Source organism: Bacillus sp. FSL W8-0640 (assembly GCF_038007725.1).
Lineage (GTDB): Bacteria > Bacillota > Bacilli > Bacillales > Bacillaceae_G > Bacillus_A > Bacillus_A cereus.
The window spans coordinates 5,209,306-5,232,899 of sequence record NZ_JBBOXT010000001.1 but is presented as its reverse complement, the minus strand read 5'-3'; the positions used below and the strand labels follow the sequence as shown (position 1 = coordinate 5,232,899).

Here is a 23,594-nt window from a genome sequence, read left to right as displayed (position 1 = left end):
GTCAATAGTAATTCCATTAATTTTCTGAAAAATATTACAATAAAAGTAACACTCTCACTTTCATTTGTGACTCCTATCCTTTTTGCTTATACTGTAAAGTAGCAGGGTTTTGTTGAAATAGAAGGAGATTGTTTATGAGTAAAACGAAACAATTAATAGAGGAAGCAAGTAATTTTATTACGATTTGTTATAAGGAGCTTCATAAAGAACAATTGATAGAAGAACGTATAAAAGAAATTCAAATTGAGATAGAGAAGACAGGGACATATGAGCATACATTTGAAGAACTTGTTCATGGTTCACGAATGGCATGGCGTAACAGTAATAGATGTATTGGAAGACTATTTTGGAGTAAGATGCACATATTAGATGCGCGCGAAGTAAATGATGAAGAGGGTGTATATAATGCATTAATTCATCATATTAAATATGCAACGAACGACGGAAAAGTTAAACCAACCATTACGATTTTTAAGCAATATCAAGGTGAAGAAAATAATATAAGAATTTATAATCACCAATTGATTCGATATGCAGGATATAAAACAGAAACGGGAGTGATTGGTGATTCTCATTCCGCTACATTTACGGACTTTTGTCAGGAGCTTGGTTGGCAAGGAGAAGGTACGAATTACGATGTATTGCCACTTGTGTTTTCTATAGATGGAAAAGCGCCTATATATAAAGAAATTCCGAGAGAAGAAGTAAAAGAAGTGCCAATTGAACACCCGGAATACCCTATTTCATCACTTGGAGTAAAATGGTATGGTGTTCCAATGATTTCAGATATGCGTTTAGAAATTGGCGGTATTTCTTATACAGCCGCTCCGTTCAATGGATGGTATATGGGAACAGAAATTGGGGCGCGCAACTTAGCAGATCATGATCGTTATAATTTACTTCCGGCTGTTGCGGAGATGATGGATTTAGATACATCGAGAAACGGTACCTTATGGAAAGATAAGGCGCTAATTGAGTTGAATATTGCCGTACTACACTCCTTTAAAAAACAAGGAGTTAGTATTGTTGATCACCATACTGCTGCACAACAATTTCAGCAATTTGAGAAGCAAGAAGCTGCTTGTGGTCGTGTTGTAACAGGTAATTGGGTATGGCTTATTCCACCATTATCTCCAGCTACCACCCACATTTATCATAAACCGTATCCGAATGAAATTTTGAAGCCAAATTTCTTTCATAAATGATATTTAGTGTAGGTTTTTTCTGTGAAATATAATTTTTTTTAATTACTGTTATGTAGCAAATGGAAGCCTTTACTCTCGGTTATTTTTGGAAGAGGCTTTTTGAACCAAGGAGTTCCTTATGTTATAATCAAATTTCTGTTTCGAAGACCTTATAGAAATATAAGGTCTTTTGTTTTGCTTTTTTATGTAAGAGGAAGAAATTCTTTCTTTTTAATAAGGGATTTGGCATATTTTTAGGGACAACATAAGTGTGTGGGAAGTCGATAAAATGTTATGCATATATAATTATTGTGTTTTGGTTTTAAACAATAAAACATAATAAAGTTGTTTTTTTAGATTGCTGAGGAAGGAGGAAGTGTAAATGAGGATGAAGAGTCGAAAAACTGATTGGCCTGTATTTATTATTAGTGGTGGTTCACTTTTATTATTTGTAATTGCAGTTTTTTTGAACAAGGATTATGTAGAGAGTGTGATTAATAAAAGTTTCGCTTTTTCAATTAAATATTTCGGTGCCTTCTGGCAAGTTTTATTATTAGGTACATTTATTGTTGCGATGTGTATGGCGTTCTCCAAATATGGGAGAGTTAAGCTTGGAGGATTAGAAAAACCTGAGATTAGTACGGCAAAATGGCTTGCTATTATTATGTCTACATTACTTGCCGGAGGTGGCGTTTTTTGGGCAGCAGCAGAGCCAATGTATCATTTGATGACGGTGCCACCAATACATGATGGTATATCTGCTGGAACGAAAGAAGCAGTCATGCCTGCTTTAGCACAAAGTTATATGCATTGGGGATTTTTAGCATGGACGATTTTAGGTACAATTAGTGCGGTAGTTATGATGTATGGACATTATCATAAAGATATGCCGCTAAAACCTCGAACGCTTTTATATCCTATTTTTGGGGAAAAATTAAGAAAGAGCCTGCTTGGAACGATAATTGATGCAGCTGCAATTATTGCAGTAGCTGCAGGTACAATTGGCCCAATTGGATTTTTAGGTTTACAAGCAAGTTATGGATTACAAGAATTATTTGGAATTTCTGATGTGTTTACTACTCAATTAGCAATTATTGTTTGTGTGGTGGCCGTGTCTACCATATCGGCAGTAACAGGTATTGATAAAGGGATTCAAATTATAAGTAATTTAAATGTTAGATTAGCAATTGTATTAATGGCATTCATATTACTATTTGGGCCAGGTGGATTTATTATTGATTCGTTTGTTTCTTCGTTTGGATTTTATGTAAATGAATTTATACCGATGAGCACATACCGTGGTGATGCAAGTTGGTTAGGATCTTGGACAATCTTTTTCTGGGGATGGTTTATTGGATACGGACCAATGATGGCAATTTTAGTGAGTCGAATTTCAAGAGGGAGAACGATTCGAGAAATCATCGTTGCAATTGGAATTATCGCACCTATTATTACAACGTTTTGGTTTACTATATTAGGTGGATCAGGCGTGTTTTATGAGTTGATGAATCCTGGGTCTATCTCGGACGCATTAAGTGAATCTGGTATGCCGGCAGCTATGATTGCAATTACAGGACAATTGCCACTTTCTAATATTATTGGACCAGCATTTCTTTTATTAACAATTTTATTTGTAGTGACAACAGGGGATTCAATGGCGTATTCCATTTCAATGGCAGTGACTGGAGACGGAGATCCTAGAATTAGTTTGCGAATTTTTTGGTCGCTTATTATGGGCGCAGTTGCAGCAATTCTTTTATATATGGGTGAAGGAAGTATTAATGCGCTACAATCGTTTATCGTGGTGACGGCAGTTCCGGTATCAATTTTGTTATTCCCAATGCTATGGTTAGCGCCTAAAGTTGCGGGAGAATTAGCATTAAAACAAGGTATTGTAAAAGAAGAAGATAAAACTGCATTCTTATTTCAGAAGGCTAGTAAATCAAAATAAATAAAAACGTAAAAGAGGAAGCATCTTAAATGAGATGCTTCCTCTTTTACGTTTAATCTAATACTTTTCCCTTTGTTTCTGGTACACATAGTAGCATTGTAATTAACCCGATTGGGTAGATGATAAAAATCAAGGACATTGCTCCAAGTAGGTTGCCACCTGTAGCGAGTAAGCCAATAATAACAGGCCCAAATCCAGCTAACCCACGTCCTGTACCGAAAATAAAGTTTTCAGCGGTAGAGCGAGCTTCAGCAGGATAGTTTTCAGCTAAAATTGCTCCAAATCCTCCCATCATTCCATTTGCAAAGAATCCAAGCAATGCACTTCCCCATAATAATAATGTTGAATCTGTGAATAAGAAGAAGTAAATGAGACAGTATACTGTACCGCCAATATAATAGATTGCAAAAGTTTTACGGCGACCAATTTTATCAGCTAGAATACCAAAGATTGCAATTCCAATTAGCATACCGATGGTAGAAATGAACATCCAGCCACTTGCTTTTGCTAATGTATAGTTATATTTATTTGCTAAAATAGTGGGCATCCATGTGAAGATTCCGTAATATCCGAAGTTTTGGATAAACGACATAATAATAAGACCAATTGTTGTAATTGTTACTTTTTTATTGGCAAATAACTTTCGAAGTGGGAATTTTTTTATATGTTTTAGTTGTTCTGCTTCAGTAGTTGTTAATTTACCTGTAGATTCTTTTTGCAACAGTTCCTTTTTGTAGCGTTGTTTTTGCTCCCATATTTTCGGTTCACTTAAACTTTTACGGACATAGACAGCTAGTAAAGCTGGAATTAATCCAAATAAGAAAACGGCTCTCCATCCAAAGTGTGGGACAATAAATGCTGGAAGGAGTGAAGCAATCAGTACACCAAATTGCCATCCAAGTGCAACAACAGATGTCGCTTTAGCTCGCATTTCTTTAGACCAGGTTTCTGTTACGATGGCCATTCCGATTCCGAATTCACCACCAACTCCCATTCCAACTAAAAAGCGCAGAATTAATAATTGCCAGTAGTCTGTTGCGAAATAAATGAGTGCGGTTGCTAGTGAAAACAGTAAGATTGTGAAGGCCATTGTACGAATACGGCCAAATAAATCAGCAATAAATCCAAATAAATAAGAACCAATTAACATCCCTATTGTGGTAGCTAATGTTAAGTTTCCACCTTCAACAGGACTTAAGTGAAACTCTTTTAAAATATAGACAAGTACGAAAGATAATAGCAACATATCTAAACCTTCTGCTGCATATCCTAGCGCAGAACCAAATAATGTTTTATATCTTTTCGCTTTCGTCTCCTCTGTTGTTTGTTGTACATCAGTAGTGACGTTCATTATTACTCCTCCTTATTTTCTACAGTCGCTATGGAAGAATAACAAAAGGCCTTCTCACCTGATATGATGAGAAGGCCAAAAAAGCATACGTATCCCCAAAAAAGAACATACGTATATTATATTCCGACTTCCTTCTCAACCTCACGGGGTTGGGTTAAAGGACTGTATTATATTACTTTATTTTTAGCACTCTTCTATTGTATTGTCAAATAAAGAGGAAGTTATTATGTGTAAAATATTTCGAAAAATATTTCGTTCTTCTTGACGCCGACTTCATTATTTTCCCATAATAAAACTAACTAAATAAAAAGGAATGAATCAAAGATGCTAAATTTAGTACTCATGATGATCGAACGAGTCGGACTTATAGTTATTTTAGGATTTTTACTCTCTCATATTAAAACTTTCAGACGCCTCCTTCATAAACAGGATGGCTATGTAGATAAGCTTAAGCTTATTTGTATTTTTTCGGTATTTACAATTGTAAGCAATTACACTGGGATTGAAATAGCAGGAAATACGATTATGAATGAAAACTGGTTACAAGGTGTTTCTTCTTCAAGTACAATTGCGAATACGCGTATTATGGGTGTTGGTATTAGCGGCTTACTTGGTGGCCCTATTGTAGGGGTTGGAGTCGGATTTATTGCTGGTATTCATCGTTATATGCTTGGTGGTACGACAGCGCTAAGCTGCGCAATCTCTTCTATTTTAGCTGGGATTATAACTGGTTATATCGGATATATTTTCAAAAAATATAATCGTACAATTACTCCTAAATTTTCAGCAGTTTTAAGTGTTTTTATCGTATCTTTAGAAATGCTTATGATTTTATTAATTATAGAGGATGGAATTAGCGTTGTGAAAACAATAGCGATACCAATGATTCTTGTAAATAGTTTTGGAAGTTTTATTTTACTTTCTATGATACAAGCTATTTTGCGTCAGGAGGAGAATGCAAAGGCACTTCAGACTCATAAAGTATTACGTATTGCAGATAAAACGTTACCGTATTTCCGCCAAGGTTTAACAGAAGAATCATGTAAGCATGTGGCACAAATTATTCACCGTTTTACAGGAACAGATGCGGTATCCTTAACAGATACAGAGAAAATATTAGCTCATGTTGGATTAGCATCAGATCACCATATTCCTTCACATAGTTTAATAACCGGTTTGTCGAAAGAAGTGTTAAACACAGGGAAAATAATGAAAGCGAAATCACGTGAGGTTATTAATTGTCAACATGAAGGCTGCCCTTTGCAAGCGGCGATTGTAATTCCACTAACTTCGCATGGAAATACGATAGGGACATTAAAACTCTATTTCAAAAATCCTAACCAGTTAAGTCGTGTGGAAGAGGAATTAGCAGAAGGGTTAGCAAAAATATTCTCCACGCAGTTAGAGTTAGGAGAAGCTGAGTTGCAAAGTAAATTACTTCAAGATGCGGAGATAAAAGCATTACAAGCGCAAATTAACCCACACTTTTTATTTAATGCGATTAATACAGTATCAGCTTTATGCCGAACAGATGTAGAAAAAGCAAGGAAGTTATTATTACAGCTTAGCGTGTATTTCCGTTGTAATTTGCAAGGGGCACGTCAGTTATTGATTCCACTAGAACAAGAATTAAACCATGTACAGGCATACTTATCACTAGAACAAGCAAGGTTCCCAAATAAGTATGAGGTAAAGATGTATATTGAAGATGAGCTAAAGACAACTTTAGTACCACCATTTGTTCTTCAACTATTGGTTGAAAATGCATTGCGACATGCTTTTCCGAAGAAGCAACCAGTATGCGAAGTGGAAGTGCATGTTTTTGAAAAAGAGGGTATGGTTCACTTTGAAGTAAAAGATAATGGACAGGGAATTGAGGAAGAACGTTTAGAACAATTAGGAAAGATGGTAGTTTCGTCAAAGAAAGGGACTGGAACAGCTTTATATAATATTAATGAACGTCTTATTGGGTTATTTGGGAAAGAAACGATGCTTCATATTGAAAGTGAATTAAATAAAGGGACGGAGATTACCTTTATTATTCCAAAAAAAGTAGGGGAGGAAGAGCCGGGTGTTAAAAGTATTAGTAGTTGACGATGAAATGTTAGCACGTGATGAACTAAAGTATTTATTAGAGAGAACGAAAGAAGTTGAGATAATTGGTGAGGCTGATTGTGTGGAAGACGCATTAGAAGAACTAATGCAAAGTAGACCAGATATTGTGTTTTTAGATATTCAATTATCCGATGATAACGGATTTGAAATCGCGAATATATTAAAGAAGATGAAAAATCCACCTGCAATTGTATTTGCTACTGCCTATGATCAATATGCGCTGCAAGCATTTGAAGTAGATGCGTTAGACTACATTTTAAAACCATTTGATGAAGAGCGTATTGTGCAGACATTAAAGAAGTATAAAAAACAAAAACAAGCGCAAATAGAAACGAAGCACGAAATAAAGGGGACAGATGTAACAGCAGAGATGCATAAATTAGCATTACCAATTGAAGAATCAATCGTACTTGTGAATATTGAAGATATTATATATGTAGGGCTTGTAGATGGGAAAGTAACAGTAAAAACAACGAGGGAAACGTATGTAACACATGATACACTTGTAATTTTAGAGAAGAAGTTACCACAAGCAAGCTTCATGCGCGTACACCGTAGCTTTATTGCGAATATTAATCATATTACTGAAATTCAGCCATGGTTTAATTCTACTTATAATTTAATCATGAAAGAAGGATCGAAAGTACCTGTTAGCCGTACATATGCAAAAGAACTCAAGAAGCTGCTTCGTATTTAAGAAGCAGCTTTTGTATTTCATCCTTTTATATTTGTAACTGATTCTGTATATTTGACGTTCTGTTATGTAAACGCTTACTTATACGTTTGTATCCTATACAATAAAGGTACCAAATCGAAAGAGGTGGCCAAAATGAGTACGAAAAAAGTATATAGTTTCTTATCACAAGCATTCATATTCTCAGCTATTATGTTAATTTCTAATATTATTGCAACACATTTACCAATTCCAATGCCTTCATCGGTAATCGGGTTAGTTATTTTATTTAGTCTATTATGTTTAAAAGTTATTAAATTGGAGCAAGTTGAATCACTCGGAACAGCTTTAACAGGTATTATTGGATTCTTATTCGTCCCATCAGGTATTTCAGTTATTAATTCTCTTGGTGTAATGGGGCAATACTTTGTACAAATTTTAACTGTAATTGTTGTAGCAACAGTTATTTTACTTGCTGTAACAGGGTTATTTGCACAATTTATTTTAGGAAAAGATGAAAAAGAAACAGAAGATACAAAAGAATTGAAAGTAGTAAATAAAGGACGCAAGCACGGAAAGGTTGCGTAACCATTGCATTTATATATTGTTAGGAGGTAATGAACATGGCAAGCACAATGACTCCATATTTCGGAATCGTCGTTTCATTAATCGCATACGGAATCGGAACATTATTATTCAAGCATTCAAAAGGGTTCTTCCTATTTACACCATTATTCGTAGCGATGGTATTAGGGATTGTCTTTCTAAAGGTAGGTAACTTTACTTTTGAAGAATATAATACTGGCGGAAAAATGATTAGTTTCTTCTTAGAGCCAGCAACAATTGCATTTGCTATCCCACTCTATAAACAAGTTGATAAGTTGAAAAAATATTGGTGGCAAATTTTATCAGCTATCGTGGTTGGATCTATTTGCTCAGTAATTGTCGTGTTCATTGTTGCAAAAGCAATCGGTTTAGATACAGCATTAATGAATTCAATGCTACCACAAGCAGCAACAACAGCAATTGCGTTACCAATTTCAGAAAGTATTGGTGGTATTCCAGCAATTACATCGTTTGCAGTTATTTTCAACGCAGTTATCGTATACGCATTAGGAGCATTATTCTTAAAAACATTTAGAGTGAAACATCCGATTGCAAAAGGTTTAGCACTTGGAACAGCGGGTCATGCATTAGGAGTTGCGGTAGGAATTGAAATGGGTGAGGTAGAGGCAGCGATGGCAAGTATTGCTGTAACAGTAGTTGGGGTTGTAACAGTAGTTGTCATCCCAATGTTCATACCATTCATTGGATAGTAAAACTTACTTAAAAAACAAGAAAAGCAAGCTATTTGTAGGACAGATTTCTACTGATAGCTTGCTTTTTATGTTACAGTAGTGGTAAGACCTATTTAAAAAAATATAAGTTTCCTTAAATCTTCATTAATACTATGTAGAATACGTTTTGAATTAGGTCATTGTATTGTAAAATAAGAAGTAAGCTACTATATACCTGTTAAGGTAGGCATATAATGAGTTTATAAAAATCTTAATATGAATGAATAATTAAAAGTAGAAAAGAGAGAGAAATCTACTTATTAACGTTTTAGTTTATAGGACAGGAGAGAGTATTCGTCGATTATGCAAATAAAAAACCTGTTTCAAAGTAAAGGATTTCAGAGGTTACTCGTATTAGTAATACTTGCTCTCGTGTTATACGGGCTGCAAAGTATGTTGAATTTAATATTAATTACGTTTATTCTCACGTATTTAATGGATCGATTCCAAAAGTTTATTTCCCGCAAATTAGATCATTTCATGCCTATTAATCGAAAAATTATTATAGCATTTCTATATGTAATGTTAATTGGTGGAATTGCTATTACGCTATTTAAATATTTACCAGTATTGACGATACAAATTTCACAACTGATTTACCAATTCAATGTATTTTTAAGAAACCCACCAGATAGTGAACTAATTAAGTATGCAGTTAATGCTGTCAATCATATGGAGCTTTCTAAATATGTAGGACAAGGCGTAGACATTTTGTATAAATCGATTACGAATGTTGGTAAATTTGGCCTTCAGGTTTTACTTTCTTTAATTTTGAGTTTGTTTTTCTTATTAGAAAAATCTCGTATTGTTGGTTTTACTGCAAAGTTTAAAGAAAGCAGGCTTGCAATTTTCTATACTGAAATTGAGTACTTCGGAAAGAAATTTGCACGTTCATTTGGAAAGGTAATCGAAGCACAATTTTTAATTGCTGTTGTTAACTGTGTTCTTTCAGTTATCGCATTATGGATATTAGGATTCCCGCAATTATTAGGTTTAGCATTAATGATTTTCTTGCTTGGATTAATTCCAGTAGCGGGGGTTATCATTTCGTTATTCCCACTTTGTATGATTGCTTACAATATTGGCGGTATTATGTACGTTGTTTATATTTTAGTTATCGTAACAGTGATTCATGCGCTTGAAAGTTACGTATTAAATCCGAAGTTTATGTCGCAAAAAACAAATTTACCGATTTTCTATACTTTTATGGTATTAATTTTCTCAGAGCACTTCTTAGGTGTATGGGGACTGATTATCGGTATTCCAATCTTCATTTTCTTACTAGATGTTTTAGACGTGACAAGTGATGAAATGGAGAAGGATGTTGGAAAAAATAAAGTGAAGTAAGAAAAAGCATCGATGTTCGATGCTTTTTCTTTTATAACATTATGTTTCTTATGCCATACTGTAAGGAGAATATAGAATAGGGGTGAAGTAATGGCTGTAAATGAAAAGGTAGAGTTAGCTACATTTGCTGGAGGGTGTTTCTGGTGTATGGTTTCTCCATTTGAAGAGATGGAGGGCATTATACAGGTTATTTCAGGTTATACAGGCGGTCATAAAGAGGACCCAACGTATAAAGAAGTGTGCTCAGAAACAACAGGACATTATGAAGCGGTACAAATTAGATTTGATGCAAATAAAATGTCGTATGAGGAATTGTTAAATATATATTGGAGACAAATTGATCCGACCGATATTGGAGGACAATTCCACGACCGCGGACAGTCTTATGAAACAGTGATTTTTTATCATAATGAAGAACAACATAAAAAAGCAGAAGCCTCAAAAGAAGGACTTGAGCAGAGTGGGCGCTTTTCAAAACCAATTGCGACAAAAATACTACCAGCAGCTACATTTTATCCAGCTGAAGAATATCACCAAGGATATCATAAGAAAAACACATTCCGCTATGAGTTATATCGTAAAGGCTCAGGACGAGATGCTTTTATTAAGCAACATTGGCCAAAGGATAATGCTCATTTAAAAGAAAAACTCGATGAGATGCAGTTTTATGTAACGCAGGAAAATGGTACAGAACCACCATTTCGAAATGAGTATTGGAACCATAAAGAGGAAGGTCTTTATGTAGACATCGTTTCAGGTGAGCCGCTATTTACTTCTCTAGACAAATTTGATAGTGGATGTGGATGGCCTAGTTTTACAAAACCAGTTATGTCAGCAAGTGTGAAAGAAAAGATGGATGTGAGTCATAATATGACGCGTACAGAAGTGAGAAGTAAGGAAGGAGATTCACATCTTGGGCATGTATTTCCAGACGGTCCAGGACCAAATGGACTTCGTTACTGCATTAATTCTGCAGCCCTTCGATTTATTCCAAAAGAGGAATTAGAGAAAGAAGGCTATGGTGATTTTCTAGTCTTGTTTGGAAATAAAAAATAACCTCGCAGTTAGCGAGGTTATTTTTTGTTATTTTGTTTTTTTCTTTTTAAATTTGCTTAATACTTCATAAACGATTGGAACAATAAGAAGTGTTAATAACGTTGAACTTGTTAATCCACCAATTACCGTTACACCAAGTCCTTTAGAAATTAAGCCACTACCTTCAAATCCTAATGCAAGCGGGATAAGAGCACCAATTGTTGCAATTGCAGTCATTAAAATTGGACGAAGGCGTGTTGCACCAGCTTCTAATAAAGCTTCACGTGTTGATAGTCCTTCATTTTCTTTATGAATAACGCGGTCGATAAGCACGATTGCGTTTGTTACAACGATACCGATTAACATAAGCGCCCCAATCATTGCAGACACACTTAATGTTTCACCGGAGATTAATAAGGCAACAAGAGCTCCGATAATTGTAAATGGTAGCGAGAATAAAATTGCGAATGGTGCAAGGGCACCGCCAAATGTAACGACAAGAACGAAGTATACAATGGCAATCGCAGCTAACATCGCTAAGCCAAGTTGCTTAAATGATTCTTCAATATCTTTTGTAACGCCGCCCATAGAAACATCTACGCCAGAAGGAAGATCCATTTTATCTACTTCTTTTTGAACAGCGGCAGATGCTTTTGAAACGTCATCAGATGTTAGTTTTGCACTTACTTCTGCATAAACACGGCCATCGCGGTGTTTCACTGTATTCGAAGTTTCACCTTCTTTTACAGTCATAACATCTTTCACAGCCACTTCATTACCAAGTGGTGTTGTAATTTTACGATTTGTTAAGTCATCGATTGTTTCATAATTTTGTTTTTCAGCTTCTACATATACATTGATATCTTTACCGTCTTTTTTAATTGTTGTCAGAACAGGGCGATCATGTTGATTAGAAAGTCCCATTCCAATTTGAGCAGCCGTTAAGCCCATTTTACTCAGCTTTTCTTGATCTGCGACTAAAGTGTACTCTGCATATGTTTTTGCAATACTAGAATCTATATCTTTTAAGTCTTTATTTTTCTTCATGATATTTTGAATATCTTTTACGACAGGCTTAATGTCTTCTGAGCTATCTCCGTAAACGTATAGTTTAATTTCGTTACTACCGCCACTTGCTCCGAAGTCTTGGTTTTTCCATTCGCCTTTGCCAGACATCTTCTGTAAATCTTTAACGACTTGTTCTTTCTCTTTTTCAAAGTTTTTCGTGTCGTTATCATATTGCACGAAGAACATTGCTTGGTTTGATTGACCAGGACTCATTGGATTCTCTCCACCTAATGAGAACTGAATTGTTTTGACGTCTTTATTATTTTGGAAGTGCTTCTCAGCTTTTGTTGCAATTTTTTCAACGTCTTCTAACGTTTGACCTGGTTCAGGATTGTATGTTGCGATAATCATTTTTTCTTCTTCAGAAGGTAAGAAACTTACACCGATAACTGGTACAAGTGCAAGACTACCAACTAATAGAAGGACAGCGATACTTGATGTAATAATTTTGTGATTTAAAGCCCATGCAAGTATGCGTTTATACCCATTTGCTAATTTACTTGGTTTTTCTTCATGATGTACTTCTTTTTCCCTCATACTCTCTTTCTTAAATAAAGAGTGAGCTAGCATCGGTACGATTGTAACTGCTACTAGTAATGATGCTAATAAAGCGAAGACGATAGTTAAGGCGAATGGTAAGAACATTTCACCAATCATACCTTTTACTAGTCCAAGTGGTAAAAATACAGCAATTGTTACGATGGTAGAAGACATAATTGGGATAAACATTTCTTTCGTAGCTTCACGAATTAAATCTTTTCCGCGCAATTTCTCTTCTGATAACGACATACGGCGGTAAATATTTTCAATAACAACAATTGAGTCATCGACAACGCGGCCTATAGCAACGGTCATTGCTCCAAGTGTCATAATGTTAAGCGTAATATCCATTTGCTTTATGACTAAAACAGCAATTAATAAAGAAAGTGGTATTGAAACGACAGAGATTAACGTTGTTCGAATATTTCGTAGGAACAGCATAATAATAACGATCGCAAAGATAGCACCGAAAATTGCTTTGCTCAGCATTGTTTCTACTGATTTTTCAATAGGTGCACCTTGATCGAATGTTGAAATAATCTCTAAGTCTTTATACTTTTTCTCAAGTTCTTTTACTTTATCTTTTACTGCATTTACAACATCAACTGTATTTGCATCAGAGGCCTTCACAATTTGAATTCCAATTGCTTCTTTTCCATTTGTTCGAGAAATGGATTCTGCTTTCCCAACTTCTTTAATGTCAGCAATTTCATCTAATGTAACTGTTGGAATCCCGTTCATAGCGGCTGGATTCATTTGTGGCGTTTGTGCACCAGCGCCAGCATTTTGACTACCTTGACCGTTAGGTGAGGAAGGTATAGCTGGGATTTTAAGTTCTTTTAATGCTTTAATCGTTGTAATATTGCCATCTACAACAACTGATTTTTCCGTGTCTTTAAATGTGTATAAGCCAAGTGGTAAAGATACATCCGATCCTTTAATCACATTTTTTACAGTATCTTCACTTAGTCCTAGTTCTTTCATTTTATCTTTCTTAAAGATGAGCTGTACTTCATCTACTTGTTGACCAGCAATTTGAACAGATGCAACACCATCAAGTCCTTTTAATCCCGGTACAACATTTTTTTCTACATTTTCAGTTAAAGTAGCTAAAGATTCATTCTTGCTTGCTACGCTTAACGAAATAACGGGAAAAGCATTGAAGTTTACTCGTGAAACTTTAGGATCTTTAACACCTTCTGGGAGTTTTACATTTGTGAGAGCTTCTTTAATTTCTGTTTCTGCTTTTTCCATATTTTTGTCAAAATCGTATTCTACTTGAATAGAAGATGCGTTTTGAAAAGATGATGAACTCACAACGTTAACACCGCTTAAATTTTGTAGTTGTTCTTCCATCGGCTTTGAAACTTTATCAGCTACTTCTTCTGGTGTAGCACCAGGATAGACCGTAGTTACTGTCACAATCGGTGTTGTAATATCAGGAATTGTTTCCAGCTTCATATTGAGTCCAGAGTAGATCCCCGCAATAGTAACAATAATGGTTAGTAGCCAAACTGCGAACTTATTTTTTAACGAGAAATTGATGATTTTGTTCATGTTTGCGCTCCCTTTGTATTATATTGACCAACTGGTCAGTCTAATACATAATATAACTGACCGTTCGGTCAATCGTCAATAAAAAGGGATGGTATAATACATTTATAATAAGATGCGAGATTAAATTTAGGAGAGAAGATATGAAAGAAAAAGAGCGTTTAATTATAGAATCGGCTATGAAGTTATTTGCTACTAAGGGTGTAAATGCGACATCAGTGCAGGAAATTGTGACAGCTAGTGGTATATCTAAGGGAGCTTTTTACTTATATTTTAAATCGAAAGATGAGCTTTTATTAGCGACACTTCGATATTATTATGACAAAATCCAAAAGAAAATGCTGGATATTGAACAAGAGTCTTTATTACCACGTGAAAAATTTGCAAAACAATTACATTGTCAGTTTAATGATATACAAAAGCATAAAGAATTTATTATTATGCATGCGAGAGAAAATGCAATTCCGTTTAATAAAGAAGTAGAAGAATTTATGATGCGGATGAAGTTAGAGTCTCATGCATTTTATCGGAATAGTTTATTGTCCATTTATGGTGAAAAGGTTATGCCATATTTATTGGATTTAGTAATTATAGTAGAAGGCATATGCCGTGGTTATTTAGAGTTAATTATTTTACAAGCACCAGAAATTGATTTATCGTATGTCGCTGCTTTTATTTTAAAAAGAGTAGATCATTTAGTAGATGGCTTAGTAGAATCTTCGGAAGAACCTATTTTACATGAAGAAAAGCTTGGAGAATTCCTTTGTAAATCAGAGCTTATTAAGGAACAAGTTAAAGAGCATTTTTTAAAAGAAATTATTGTATTTAAGCGTAGTTTAGCTGATCAATTAGAGGATGATGAGTTGTTAGTAACGTTAGATGTTTTAGAGGCGGAAATACGATTGCTTAATCCAAGAATTCCAGTAATTAGAGGTATGTTAGCAAATTTAGAGGCGTATCCGGAATTAAAAGAATTTCGATTACGACTTATAGGATACTACAATATAAAAAATTCTTAATAAAAATAAGTAAAAAACTCCTTGTCTACACAAGGAGTTTTTTCTTAAAGACTATTTACTATTTTGAGACCATTCTTCAACATCCCAAACTTTTGTAATCCAATCTTCATAGAAGTCCGGTTCGTGACATACAAGGAGGATTGTTCCTTTATATGCTTTCATAGCCTTCTTAAGTTCCGCTTTTGCTGTAACATCAAGATGGTTTGTCGGCTCATCAAATAGTAGCCAGTTACTTTCCTCACCCATTAGCTTACATAAACGAACTTTTGCTTGTTCTCCACCACTTAATTGACTTAATGGGCGAGAAATATGTTCATTTTTTAATCCGCATTTTGCTAACATCGCACGAATTTGATGCTGGTCTAAACCAGGGAATGTATTCCATACATCATCAATTGGTGTTATATTGTCAGCTTTAACTTCTTGCTCAAAGTATGCAGGCTCTAAGAAGTCACCAAGGCTTGTTTTACCGCTTAAAGGCTTAATTTTACCTAAGATTGTTTTTAGTAACGTTGATTTACCAACACCGTTACATCCAACAATAGCAATTTTTTCACCACGTTCGATCGTCATTGATAGCTTTGGTAGTAGCGGATGTGTATATCCGATTTCTACATTTTCACCTTCAAAGACGAAGCGACTACTTGCGCGACTTTCTTTAAATGAGAATTCAGGTTTAATTGCTGTTTCTGGGCGATCAATAAGTTCCATGCGATCAAGTTGCTTTTGACGACTCTTTGCACGACCTGTCGTTGAATAACGAGCCTTGTTTTTTGCAATGAAGTCTTCTTGCTTTTTGATAAACTCGCGCTGCTTTTCATAAGCGTTTATATGTTGGTTTTTATTGATTTCTGCTAGTTCTAGGAATTTTTCATATGTCGCTGTATAGCGTGTCATTTTTGTGAATTCTAGATGGAAAATAACATCAACACATTTGTTCATAAATTCCGTATCATGAGAAATTAATAAGAATGCATGTGGGTATTCTTTTAAATAATTTGTTAACCAATGAATATGTTCAACGTCTAAATAGTTAGTAGGTTCATCAAGCAATAATACTTCTGGCTGTTCAAGTAATAGCTTTGCAAGCAATACCTTTGTACGTTGTCCACCACTTAGTGCTGAAACATCACGATCTAAACCAATAGCATCAATTCCAAGACCACGTGCAGCCTCTTCAATTTTCATATCTAGTAAATAGAAACCACCTGCTTCAAGTGCATCTTGTATTTCTGCCATTTGTTCAAGAAGTTCTTCTAGTTCTTCTGGTGTAGCAGTTCCCATTTTTTCTGTAACTTCATTTAAAGCTTTTTCCTTTTCGAATAACGGTAAAAATGCATCCGCTAGTACGTCACGGATCGTACGTCCAGGCGTTAAAACAGTATGCTGATCTAAGTAGCCGTAATGTGTGCCCGGTGTCCATTCTACACGACCTTGGTCATGAATAAGCTGACCAGTAATGATATTCATGAATGTTGATTTACCAACACCGTTTGCACCAACTAATCCAACGTGCTCACCTGCTAATAATCGCATAGATACATCTTTAAATAATGTACGATCACCAAATGTATGTCCTAATTTTTCAACTGTTAATAAGCTCATAGTATCCTCCGTCCAACTTGAAATAGTACCTTGAATCATGATACTAAATTCTTTCATATAATGCCATCATTTCAAAATGTATATTTTTTCAAAAGAAGTGTTTGTAAATGTTAGTATATAAAAAAGTTACTTCTACCTACAGAAGTAACTTTTTGGTTATGCCTTTTGTTTAACTTCACTAACTTTCTTTTCAGCTACAATAAAATGCGGTCTACGTTTTGTTTCATAATAAATACGACCGATATATTCACCAATAACACCTAGGAATATGAGTTGAATACCGCCAATAAATAGTATAGCGGAAATGAGAGTAAAGTAACCAGGAACTTCCACACCACCAAGGATGATTTGAACGAACGTAGTGATTACGTATAAAAGTCCTAAAATGGTTGTTAGTAATCCGAGATATATAGATAGACGTAACGGTTTATTATTAAATGAAATTACACCATCAATTCCGTAATTTAATAATTTCGAGAAGGTCCATTTACTTTCTCCATCAGAACGTAATACATTTTCATATTCAATGATTAATTCGTTATAACCGATCCAAGAAAATAAGCCTTTTGAAAATCGGTTGTATTCACTTAAAGATAATAAAGAATCTACTGCTCTTCGACTTAAAAGTCTAAAGTCACCAATACCGTCTACTAATTCAATATCTACAAATTTATTCATCACTTTATAGTAAAGACGAGAGACGAAAGAGCGAACGGGTGAATCACCAGTTCTTGTTCTTTTTGCAATGACTTGGTCGTAGCCGTCGTTATATCCTTCTAACAGTTCTTTTATTAACGTAGGAGGGTGTTGTAAGTCAGCATCCATAATAACAATTGCATCGCCTGTAGCATATTTTAAACCAGCTAACATTGCAGCTTCTTTTCCGAAATTTCGACTAAATGATATGTAGTGTACTGACGAATCTGAACTAGCTAAATCACGTAAAATATTTAAAGTATCATCTTTACTACCATCATTAACAAAAACAAATTCATAATCGGTAGTTAATTTATGAATTTCAAGAGAAGTCTCTGAATAAAAGGCTCGAAGCACCTTTTCTTCATTGTAGCATGGTACAACGATTGAAAGAGTCATTTTTGACACTCCTTGTTTGTAGTGGGTTAAAACAATGTTATGCGTTTTTATATGAATCTATCCAATTGGATAGATTCATGATTCATTGATTGCTCATTATTGCTTTTTAAAAGAAAATTTTCGTCGTGCTTTTGGATTTTTGAAAATTAGTAAAGCTATACAGATAATTAGTGAGATGATTGATATAATCATACCTAATTTGAAGTAAGGTGTAACGTAAGTCATTTCGATTACATGTGAACCTTTTGTAATGGGAACACCGATAAAGGCAGAATTCGCTTTCGTAAATTCTGTTTCTTTTCCATCAATTTTTATAGTCCAGCCTTTACTATATGGGACAGATAAATATAAGAGCCCGTCTTTATTTGATTTGATATCCCCTTTTAAATAATTGTTCTTATAATAAATATTTTCAAGCCTATTTTCAGTTAGTTTTTTTGTTTCTTTTTGTACACTTTCATAGTTTACAATATTTGCTTGCAAGTCACCTAATTCATACTCACCTGCCATATCAATAGAGATAGTTAGGTTTTCTGGACGCTCATTGCCCAAATTGTAAACAAACCTTTCTAACGGATAAGAGTATGCACCAGCATCGTCCCCTTTTCCTATCGTTTTTCCATTAACAGTTGCATTGAATGTGCCTGCATTTTTTAATTTTAATTCTATCAGTAGATCACCAGGTGTATCAGGATAATTGATAGGTACAATCATATTTCCAAAGCCATGAACAATTAGTTTATTTTCTTGTTTTTCCATGTTTTCGAATTTTGCTTTTTCCGTTTTAATAGATACTGCCTTTGATTTAAGGTCTTGTTTATTAAAATGGTTTAATGAAAATTCTTTTGTATTATTAACGACAACAGCATGTAATAATAATTGATCACGCTGAGCGAAGTTTAATTTAGAAAATTCTTCCTCACTTATAGCCGAATCATATACATATCCTAACGGTAAAGCATAGTCATTTTTGTAAATATTATACGGTCCTACTTGCTGTAATAGTTTATATCCATAAGGCACATTCCTTGAATCTGTATCAGCACTTAATACGCGATATTTTACACCTAGCATATTTTCAAGTAGTAGTCGACTATCAGCTTGATAAAACATTGAAGGTGTATCGTACATTTGGAATACACCATATTTATTTTTCATAAAGTCATGGACATAATAATTAACTAAGCTTTGATACGTACTTAAGCCATGATAACCTTGTAGCATTGGTGTGTTATATTCGCTATATGGATTAAGAATACGATAAAAGTCTTTATCATTTTCTTGTATGTAGCGAATTGCAGCAATTTCTTCTTTATTATCATAGCCTGGTTCGTGTAACTTTTCAGTTGAAATCTGGCTCTGTCCGTAAACGGTGCTAAGTATATTATTCGCATACATATAATTCATAGAAATTGTGCTAACGAGTACATTCAATACAACTAAAAATTGTATGAAAGGTTTGGAAATATAACGCCATAAACATACTGTAATAACAGAAAGAACGACAGTTCCGAGTAAAATGTTATCAACGTCTTGTAAAGGTTTATCAGTTACATTTATATTTGCTTTTCTATAAAATGCATAAATGAATAATCCAATAGACACTAATAAACTTATTAAATAAGGTAATTTGTAGTCTTTCTTATGAATAATCATCCAATCTAGAATGTATGCAATTGTTTGGGCAATTACAAATACAAATAAATAGAACCATCTAGATTGCATTGCTGAAAAACCATTAAACACAGAATATGTATATGGAAGCATAAACAGAATGAACATGAATAACGTAAAGAATACTTTATTTTTAACGAGTTTATCACGTATAAACATTCCAAATACGATTAAGAATAAAATTAAAGCTGGTAAAGCTAATTGATGATTTTCAGCATTATACATGAAGAAAATATTTTCCATTAAATCTTTATAAAATTTATCTTCAAATAATAATGGTATCTCAAACTTTTTTGATAGTCGATCAGCACTAAATACGGCATTAACTGATGGGAGGAAGCAAACGGCGGCTAAACCGAGTGATAATCCATACAATAAACCGATTCTAATATAATAAGTTAGAAAAGAGACAATCGTTTTATTTTGTTGTGTCGCAAAGTATTGGAATAATGCATAAATAAATATGAAAATACTTGTGATAAAAGCAAAATAAAAGTTTGATGCTAACATTAAAGTAGCAGCGATTAGGAAAAGTCCGCGCTTCTTTTCAATAATATATTTATCAAGTCCCCATATTACTAATGGTAAAAATACAATGGCATCAGCCATGAAATCCCATAGTAAAGAGTGGCGGATGAAAGTAATACAACCACCATATATAATAGCAGCAACAAAAGATGAGAATGCTGTTTTATTATGGTAACGTAAAGAACCATACATGAATACCATAGCTAAAAAGTTTTTTAAAATACTCATGTATAATTTCACGTCATATACTTGCTCAAGACTTAGTTTAGGTAGTAACAGTGTAATCCAGAAAAACGGTGATGTGCTGTAATAATAACTAAACTCTCCAAATAAATCTCCACCTAATCCATAATCAAAAGACCAAAAAAGGTTGCCATCTTTAAAGGCATGTTGTAGAAGAAACGTAAAAAAACCAAATTGACGTAACGCATCCCCTGTACCAGAAAAGGCTTGATTAGATGTTAAAAAGAAATAATGAAAAGCAAAAGCGCACAATAATAATATTGGCATAATTATTATTGTTTTCTTGGAAAAGAATTTATTATTCGGCTTTATGCTCATAAAAATTGATAATCCTCCTTTGAAAGTCGTTACATGTAGCAACTAGTTTTTAGGTAGCATATAAAAACACACCAATTTTTAAAGGTGTGTTCTTTAGTTTTAACATGAGAAAATATATATTTTTGTTGAAGCATATATATTTTTACAAGCGTTGAAGTTCATAGTTTACATGTAATTTAGTATAAGGCATTTTCAGAAAGTAAGTCAATTTGAGCTGGAATATATAGCATTTTTTTACTGAAGAAAAATGATGGTATATAAAAAAGCAAAAAGCTTTTCCATTTTTAAATAGGAAAAGCTTTTTGCTTTTAAGCATGTTTGCGAATAAGCTTTTGTTTTATAAATCCTAAAACGAATCCACGTATTTGAGGATCAATTACAATTCCGATTATACCGTATAGTATACCAGTAAGAGTTAAAGCAACTAATGGTGGTAAGTTGATTAATGCAATTCGGTATATACCGTAACTAATAATAAAGGCTAAGGAATTAAATATAATTCCTTTAACTAATAATTGCATGCCTTTACGAATAAAGAGGGTAAATCCAATTAATAGTGTAATTTCGGTAATGATGGCTGCGGCAGCTGCCCCCATCATTCCATATTTACTACCTAATACAATATAACCTATGATGGCAACAACTAATCCAATAGTCATTGTTGTTGCACGTTTCCATTGCTGGCCAATCGTTGTTAAATTATCGGCTAGTGGATAGTTAATTGATTGTAAAATAACCATAAACGCTAGAATAGCAAGAGCGTCACCAGCGGGAGCGTATTTTTCTCCTAATAAACTAACAATCCAGAAACTTGGATCAGCAATAAAGGGGATAGAAATTCCCATTCCTAAAAAAGACATAAGTTTTAATTCAAAACTTGATAATTTTCTATGTTCTTCAATATTTTTCTCATTACCAAAAGCAAAAAGTCTTGGATAAAAAGCAGCTGCAATTACTCCAGGTATTTGATATAGTACAGCAGGTATTTTAGATGCAGCACCAAAGAATCCAACTTGCTTATATGTTGAAACCTTTTCTAATATAATAGGGCCCAATTGTGGTAAGAGCATAATAATGATTCCGTTGATCGTGAAAATAAGTAGTTGATCTAAAATGCCTTTATCCCAACCCTTATGGACTTTCGTGTAACGTATTGTCATTATAAAGGCGATAACACCTGTTACAAGACTAGATACCCCGTACATGGCAGCAACCATCATAAGTGACCATTGGAAAGACATCCCTAGTAATAGGGCAGCAGCAGCTGTTACACCTTGTAGTACAGAAATAATAGCTGTAAATTGCATGCGTTCTGTTACTTGGAAGTAAGCCATACCAACACCTTGTAAGGTTGCTCCGAACATTGTTGGTAGGACAACCCAATATACCATCGCACGTAAGTAAGCATCGGGATAGAAGAACTGGGCAAAAATAGCGAAAAGTACAGAAATTACGATAGCTAATATTAAACGAATACGTAAATAACTACTTATTAGCACACTAATATTAGCATCGCTTCTCGTTCCTTCACGCATAAACGTATGTGTTAAACCTGCATCTGTAAAGTAACAAATAACAGCTGAAACTGCTAACGCAGTTGTAAACATACCGTAATCACTTGGAGAAACATATCTTGCAAAGAAAATTGTTGCAATAGCCAGTACAAAGCGGACAGTAATGTTTCCTACAAAGAGGTAGGATGCGTTTTTTAGAATTTTATTTGTTTTCATGAGAAAAGACCTTTCTATTCTTTAGGACCCGGTTAGTTTGTCCTATTTGTAAATTTAATTTGTTCACAGAAAGAGAGAGTATCGTTATATTTTCAGTTTAAGAAAACAGAAATTTAATTCGTACAAACCAAAGCATTGCATATAGTTTTTTACTACGCTTTCCATTCTTTGAATAGATTTTACGGCAATATTTCCTTATATCTTTTTTGATTAATTGAACTTGTGATTTATCTAATCGAGAGTTTTCTTTAATATATATACAAGCGTTATTGATGACTGTATAAGGGAATAAATAAGTCTCAAGAATCTCAATCAGTGACTGAGGGTCTTTCGTAATGAAGTCTTGAGATTTATTATGTACCCAATCTTTCATACGATTGAATACTTCTAGCTCTTTTGTTGTTTTTAATTCATAATCTTTATACTTAGAAGAAAGATTTCCTTCTGATAAGATTCTATAATAAGTTAAGTATTCATCGACATAACATACATTTGTCAAACTCATAAGTTTAAATAAAAACTCTAAATCTTCTCCCCAACTACATCCTGGTGTAAAACGAATGTTATGATCCATTACGATGGATCGTTTGAAAATCCAAGTACTTGTTTGAGCAACAACTTGATGTGTTAGGAATGCTTTTGCCATATCACCTTTAATAAAGTTTGTTGTATGTTCAACCTTCTCGCCTGTTTCTTCGTAGAAATTCATATAACCACAATAGCACGCGTCCATTTCGTTTTTATGCATACTTTCGACTTGCTTCTCAATTTTAGTTGGATGCCATAAGTCATCACTATCAAGAAAAGCGATATATTCTCCGCTAGCATTTTCGATACCTGTATTACGGGCTACCGAAACACCTTGGTTTTTTTGATGAACGTATTTTACTTGCCCTGGGTATTTTTCAGCAAGGTTTTTCACAATAGAAGGTGATTGATCTTTACTTCCATCATCTACAATTACAATTTCAATGTTTTTATATGTTTGATCTAGTATTGACTGCATCGTTTCTTCAATATATTTTTCCGTGTTATACAGGGGTATGACAACAGAAACAAGTTGCTTTTGTTCCATCATAGAATTTTTATCTCCTCAAGTTTTTTATGTCTTGCATCATATATACAAGCCTTTTGGAAGGAAGAAGATTACAAGAACATCTGTATAAGTTTAACGCATATAAACTTTGTAAATCAACTTTCTATTGTTGTACTTTGTATAAAAAGTAT

Annotated in this window: 16 protein-coding genes; 9 read left to right on the top strand and 7 right to left on the bottom strand. The window is 34.1% G+C overall.

What is annotated here, in order from left to right; all coding sequences use genetic code 11:
• Nucleotides 1-134: 134 nt before the first annotated feature.
• A complete protein-coding gene (locus N2V80_RS27020; protein WP_000047625.1) occupies nt 135-1,205 on the top strand; it encodes a nitric oxide synthase oxygenase in 1,071 nt (356 codons plus the stop codon).
• A gap of 361 nt (nt 1,206-1,566) precedes the next feature.
• A complete protein-coding gene (locus N2V80_RS27015) occupies nt 1,567-3,135 on the top strand; it encodes a BCCT family transporter (protein ID WP_061655699.1) in 1,569 nt (522 codons plus the stop codon).
• A gap of 52 nt (nt 3,136-3,187) precedes the next feature.
• On the opposite strand, the gene N2V80_RS27010 is transcribed toward N2V80_RS27015, so the two are convergent.
• A complete protein-coding gene (locus tag N2V80_RS27010) occupies nt 3,188-4,486 on the bottom strand; it encodes an MFS transporter (RefSeq protein ID WP_061655698.1) in 1,299 nt (432 codons plus the stop codon).
• Nucleotides 4,487-4,810: 324 nt separating this feature from the next.
• Here N2V80_RS27010 and lytS point away from each other — a divergent pair, with 324 nt between their 5' ends.
• From lytS to msrB, 6 genes are all read left to right on the top strand, one after another.
• A complete protein-coding gene (lytS, locus tag N2V80_RS27005; protein WP_000933590.1) occupies nt 4,811-6,580 on the top strand; it encodes a two-component system sensor histidine kinase LytS in 1,770 nt (589 codons plus the stop codon).
• Nucleotides 6,558-7,298, top strand: a complete 741-nt coding sequence (locus N2V80_RS27000) for a LytR/AlgR family response regulator transcription factor (protein ID WP_000921841.1) — start codon at nt 6,558-6,560, stop codon at nt 7,296-7,298. Before lytS ends, N2V80_RS27000 begins: the two co-directional genes overlap by 23 nt.
• 132 nt (nt 7,299-7,430) lie before the next feature.
• On the top strand, nt 7,431-7,862 hold the full coding sequence (gene lrgA, locus N2V80_RS26995; RefSeq protein WP_000104901.1) for an antiholin-like murein hydrolase modulator LrgA: 432 nt from the start codon (nt 7,431-7,433) through the stop codon (nt 7,860-7,862).
• A gap of 35 nt (nt 7,863-7,897) precedes the next feature.
• The gene (gene lrgB, locus N2V80_RS26990) at nt 7,898-8,590 is read left to right on the top strand and encodes an antiholin-like protein LrgB (protein WP_061655697.1); all 693 of its coding nucleotides are present in this window, start codon (nt 7,898-7,900) and stop codon (nt 8,588-8,590) included.
• Nucleotides 8,591-8,914: 324 nt separating this feature from the next.
• Nucleotides 8,915-9,958: an AI-2E family transporter gene (locus tag N2V80_RS26985; protein WP_001166010.1), complete on the top strand. Its 1,044-nt coding sequence runs from the start codon at nt 8,915-8,917 to the stop codon at nt 9,956-9,958.
• A 90-nt stretch (nt 9,959-10,048) separates the two neighbouring features.
• Nucleotides 10,049-11,014 carry a peptide-methionine (R)-S-oxide reductase MsrB gene (gene msrB / locus N2V80_RS26980; protein WP_000290171.1) on the top strand — a complete coding sequence of 322 codons (966 nt, stop codon included), beginning with the start codon at nt 10,049-10,051 and terminating at the stop codon, nt 11,012-11,014.
• Between the two features lie 27 nt (nt 11,015-11,041).
• On the opposite strand, the gene N2V80_RS26975 is transcribed toward msrB, so the two are convergent.
• On the bottom strand, nt 11,042-14,158 hold the full coding sequence (locus N2V80_RS26975) for an efflux RND transporter permease subunit (protein WP_001033487.1): 3,117 nt from the start codon (nt 14,156-14,158) through the stop codon (nt 11,042-11,044).
• A 140-nt stretch (nt 14,159-14,298) separates the two neighbouring features.
• Here N2V80_RS26975 and N2V80_RS26970 point away from each other — a divergent pair, with 140 nt between their 5' ends.
• Nucleotides 14,299-15,174, top strand: coding sequence for a TetR/AcrR family transcriptional regulator (locus N2V80_RS26970; RefSeq protein ID WP_000659645.1), 876 nt, complete (start codon nt 14,299-14,301; stop codon nt 15,172-15,174).
• Between the two features lie 51 nt (nt 15,175-15,225).
• Here N2V80_RS26970 and N2V80_RS26965 read toward each other — a convergent pair whose 3' ends face one another.
• The 5 genes from N2V80_RS26965 to N2V80_RS26945 form a co-directional block, all read right to left on the bottom strand.
• On the bottom strand, nt 15,226-16,779 hold the full coding sequence (locus N2V80_RS26965; RefSeq protein ID WP_000055410.1) for an ABC-F family ATP-binding cassette domain-containing protein: 1,554 nt from the start codon (nt 16,777-16,779) through the stop codon (nt 15,226-15,228).
• Between the two features lie 156 nt (nt 16,780-16,935).
• The gene (locus N2V80_RS26960) at nt 16,936-17,874 is read right to left on the bottom strand and encodes a glycosyltransferase family 2 protein (protein ID WP_000175827.1); all 939 of its coding nucleotides are present in this window, start codon (nt 17,872-17,874) and stop codon (nt 16,936-16,938) included.
• 96 nt (nt 17,875-17,970) lie between these two features.
• On the bottom strand, nt 17,971-20,637 hold the full coding sequence (locus N2V80_RS26955) for a YfhO family protein (protein ID WP_061655696.1): 2,667 nt from the start codon (nt 20,635-20,637) through the stop codon (nt 17,971-17,973).
• Between the two features lie 308 nt (nt 20,638-20,945).
• A complete protein-coding gene (locus N2V80_RS26950) occupies nt 20,946-22,367 on the bottom strand; it encodes an oligosaccharide flippase family protein (protein WP_000856129.1) in 1,422 nt (473 codons plus the stop codon).
• A 97-nt stretch (nt 22,368-22,464) separates the two neighbouring features.
• The gene (locus N2V80_RS26945; protein WP_061655695.1) at nt 22,465-23,445 is read right to left on the bottom strand and encodes a glycosyltransferase family 2 protein; all 981 of its coding nucleotides are present in this window, start codon (nt 23,443-23,445) and stop codon (nt 22,465-22,467) included.
• Between the last annotated feature and the right edge of the window lie 149 nt (nt 23,446-23,594).

Bases quoted from the DNA above. Each gene is read 5' to 3' on its own strand.
- N2V80_RS27020 (WP_000047625.1), top strand. From the start codon at position 135: ATGAGTAAAACGAAACAATTAATAGAGGAAGCAAGTAATTTTATTACG.
- N2V80_RS27015 (WP_061655699.1), top strand. From the start codon at position 1,567: ATGAGGATGAAGAGTCGAAAAACTGATTGGCCTGTATTTATTATTAGT.
- N2V80_RS27010 (WP_061655698.1), bottom strand. From the start codon at position 4,486: ATGAACGTCACTACTGATGTACAACAAACAACAGAGGAGACGAAAGCG.
- lytS (WP_000933590.1), top strand. From the start codon at position 4,811: ATGCTAAATTTAGTACTCATGATGATCGAACGAGTCGGACTTATAGTT.
- lrgA (WP_000104901.1), top strand. From the start codon at position 7,431: ATGAGTACGAAAAAAGTATATAGTTTCTTATCACAAGCATTCATATTC.
- lrgB (WP_061655697.1), top strand. From the start codon at position 7,898: ATGGCAAGCACAATGACTCCATATTTCGGAATCGTCGTTTCATTAATC.
- N2V80_RS26985 (WP_001166010.1), top strand. From the start codon at position 8,915: ATGCAAATAAAAAACCTGTTTCAAAGTAAAGGATTTCAGAGGTTACTC.
- msrB (WP_000290171.1), top strand. From the start codon at position 10,049: ATGGCTGTAAATGAAAAGGTAGAGTTAGCTACATTTGCTGGAGGGTGT.
- N2V80_RS26975 (WP_001033487.1), bottom strand. From the start codon at position 14,158: ATGAACAAAATCATCAATTTCTCGTTAAAAAATAAGTTCGCAGTTTGG.
- N2V80_RS26970 (WP_000659645.1), top strand. From the start codon at position 14,299: ATGAAAGAAAAAGAGCGTTTAATTATAGAATCGGCTATGAAGTTATTT.
- N2V80_RS26965 (WP_000055410.1), bottom strand. From the start codon at position 16,779: ATGAGCTTATTAACAGTTGAAAAATTAGGACATACATTTGGTGATCGT.
- N2V80_RS26960 (WP_000175827.1), bottom strand. From the start codon at position 17,874: ATGACTCTTTCAATCGTTGTACCATGCTACAATGAAGAAAAGGTGCTT.
- N2V80_RS26955 (WP_061655696.1), bottom strand. From the start codon at position 20,637: ATGAGCATAAAGCCGAATAATAAATTCTTTTCCAAGAAAACAATAATA.
- N2V80_RS26950 (WP_000856129.1), bottom strand. From the start codon at position 22,367: ATGAAAACAAATAAAATTCTAAAAAACGCATCCTACCTCTTTGTAGGA.
- N2V80_RS26945 (WP_061655695.1), bottom strand. From the start codon at position 23,445: ATGATGGAACAAAAGCAACTTGTTTCTGTTGTCATACCCCTGTATAAC.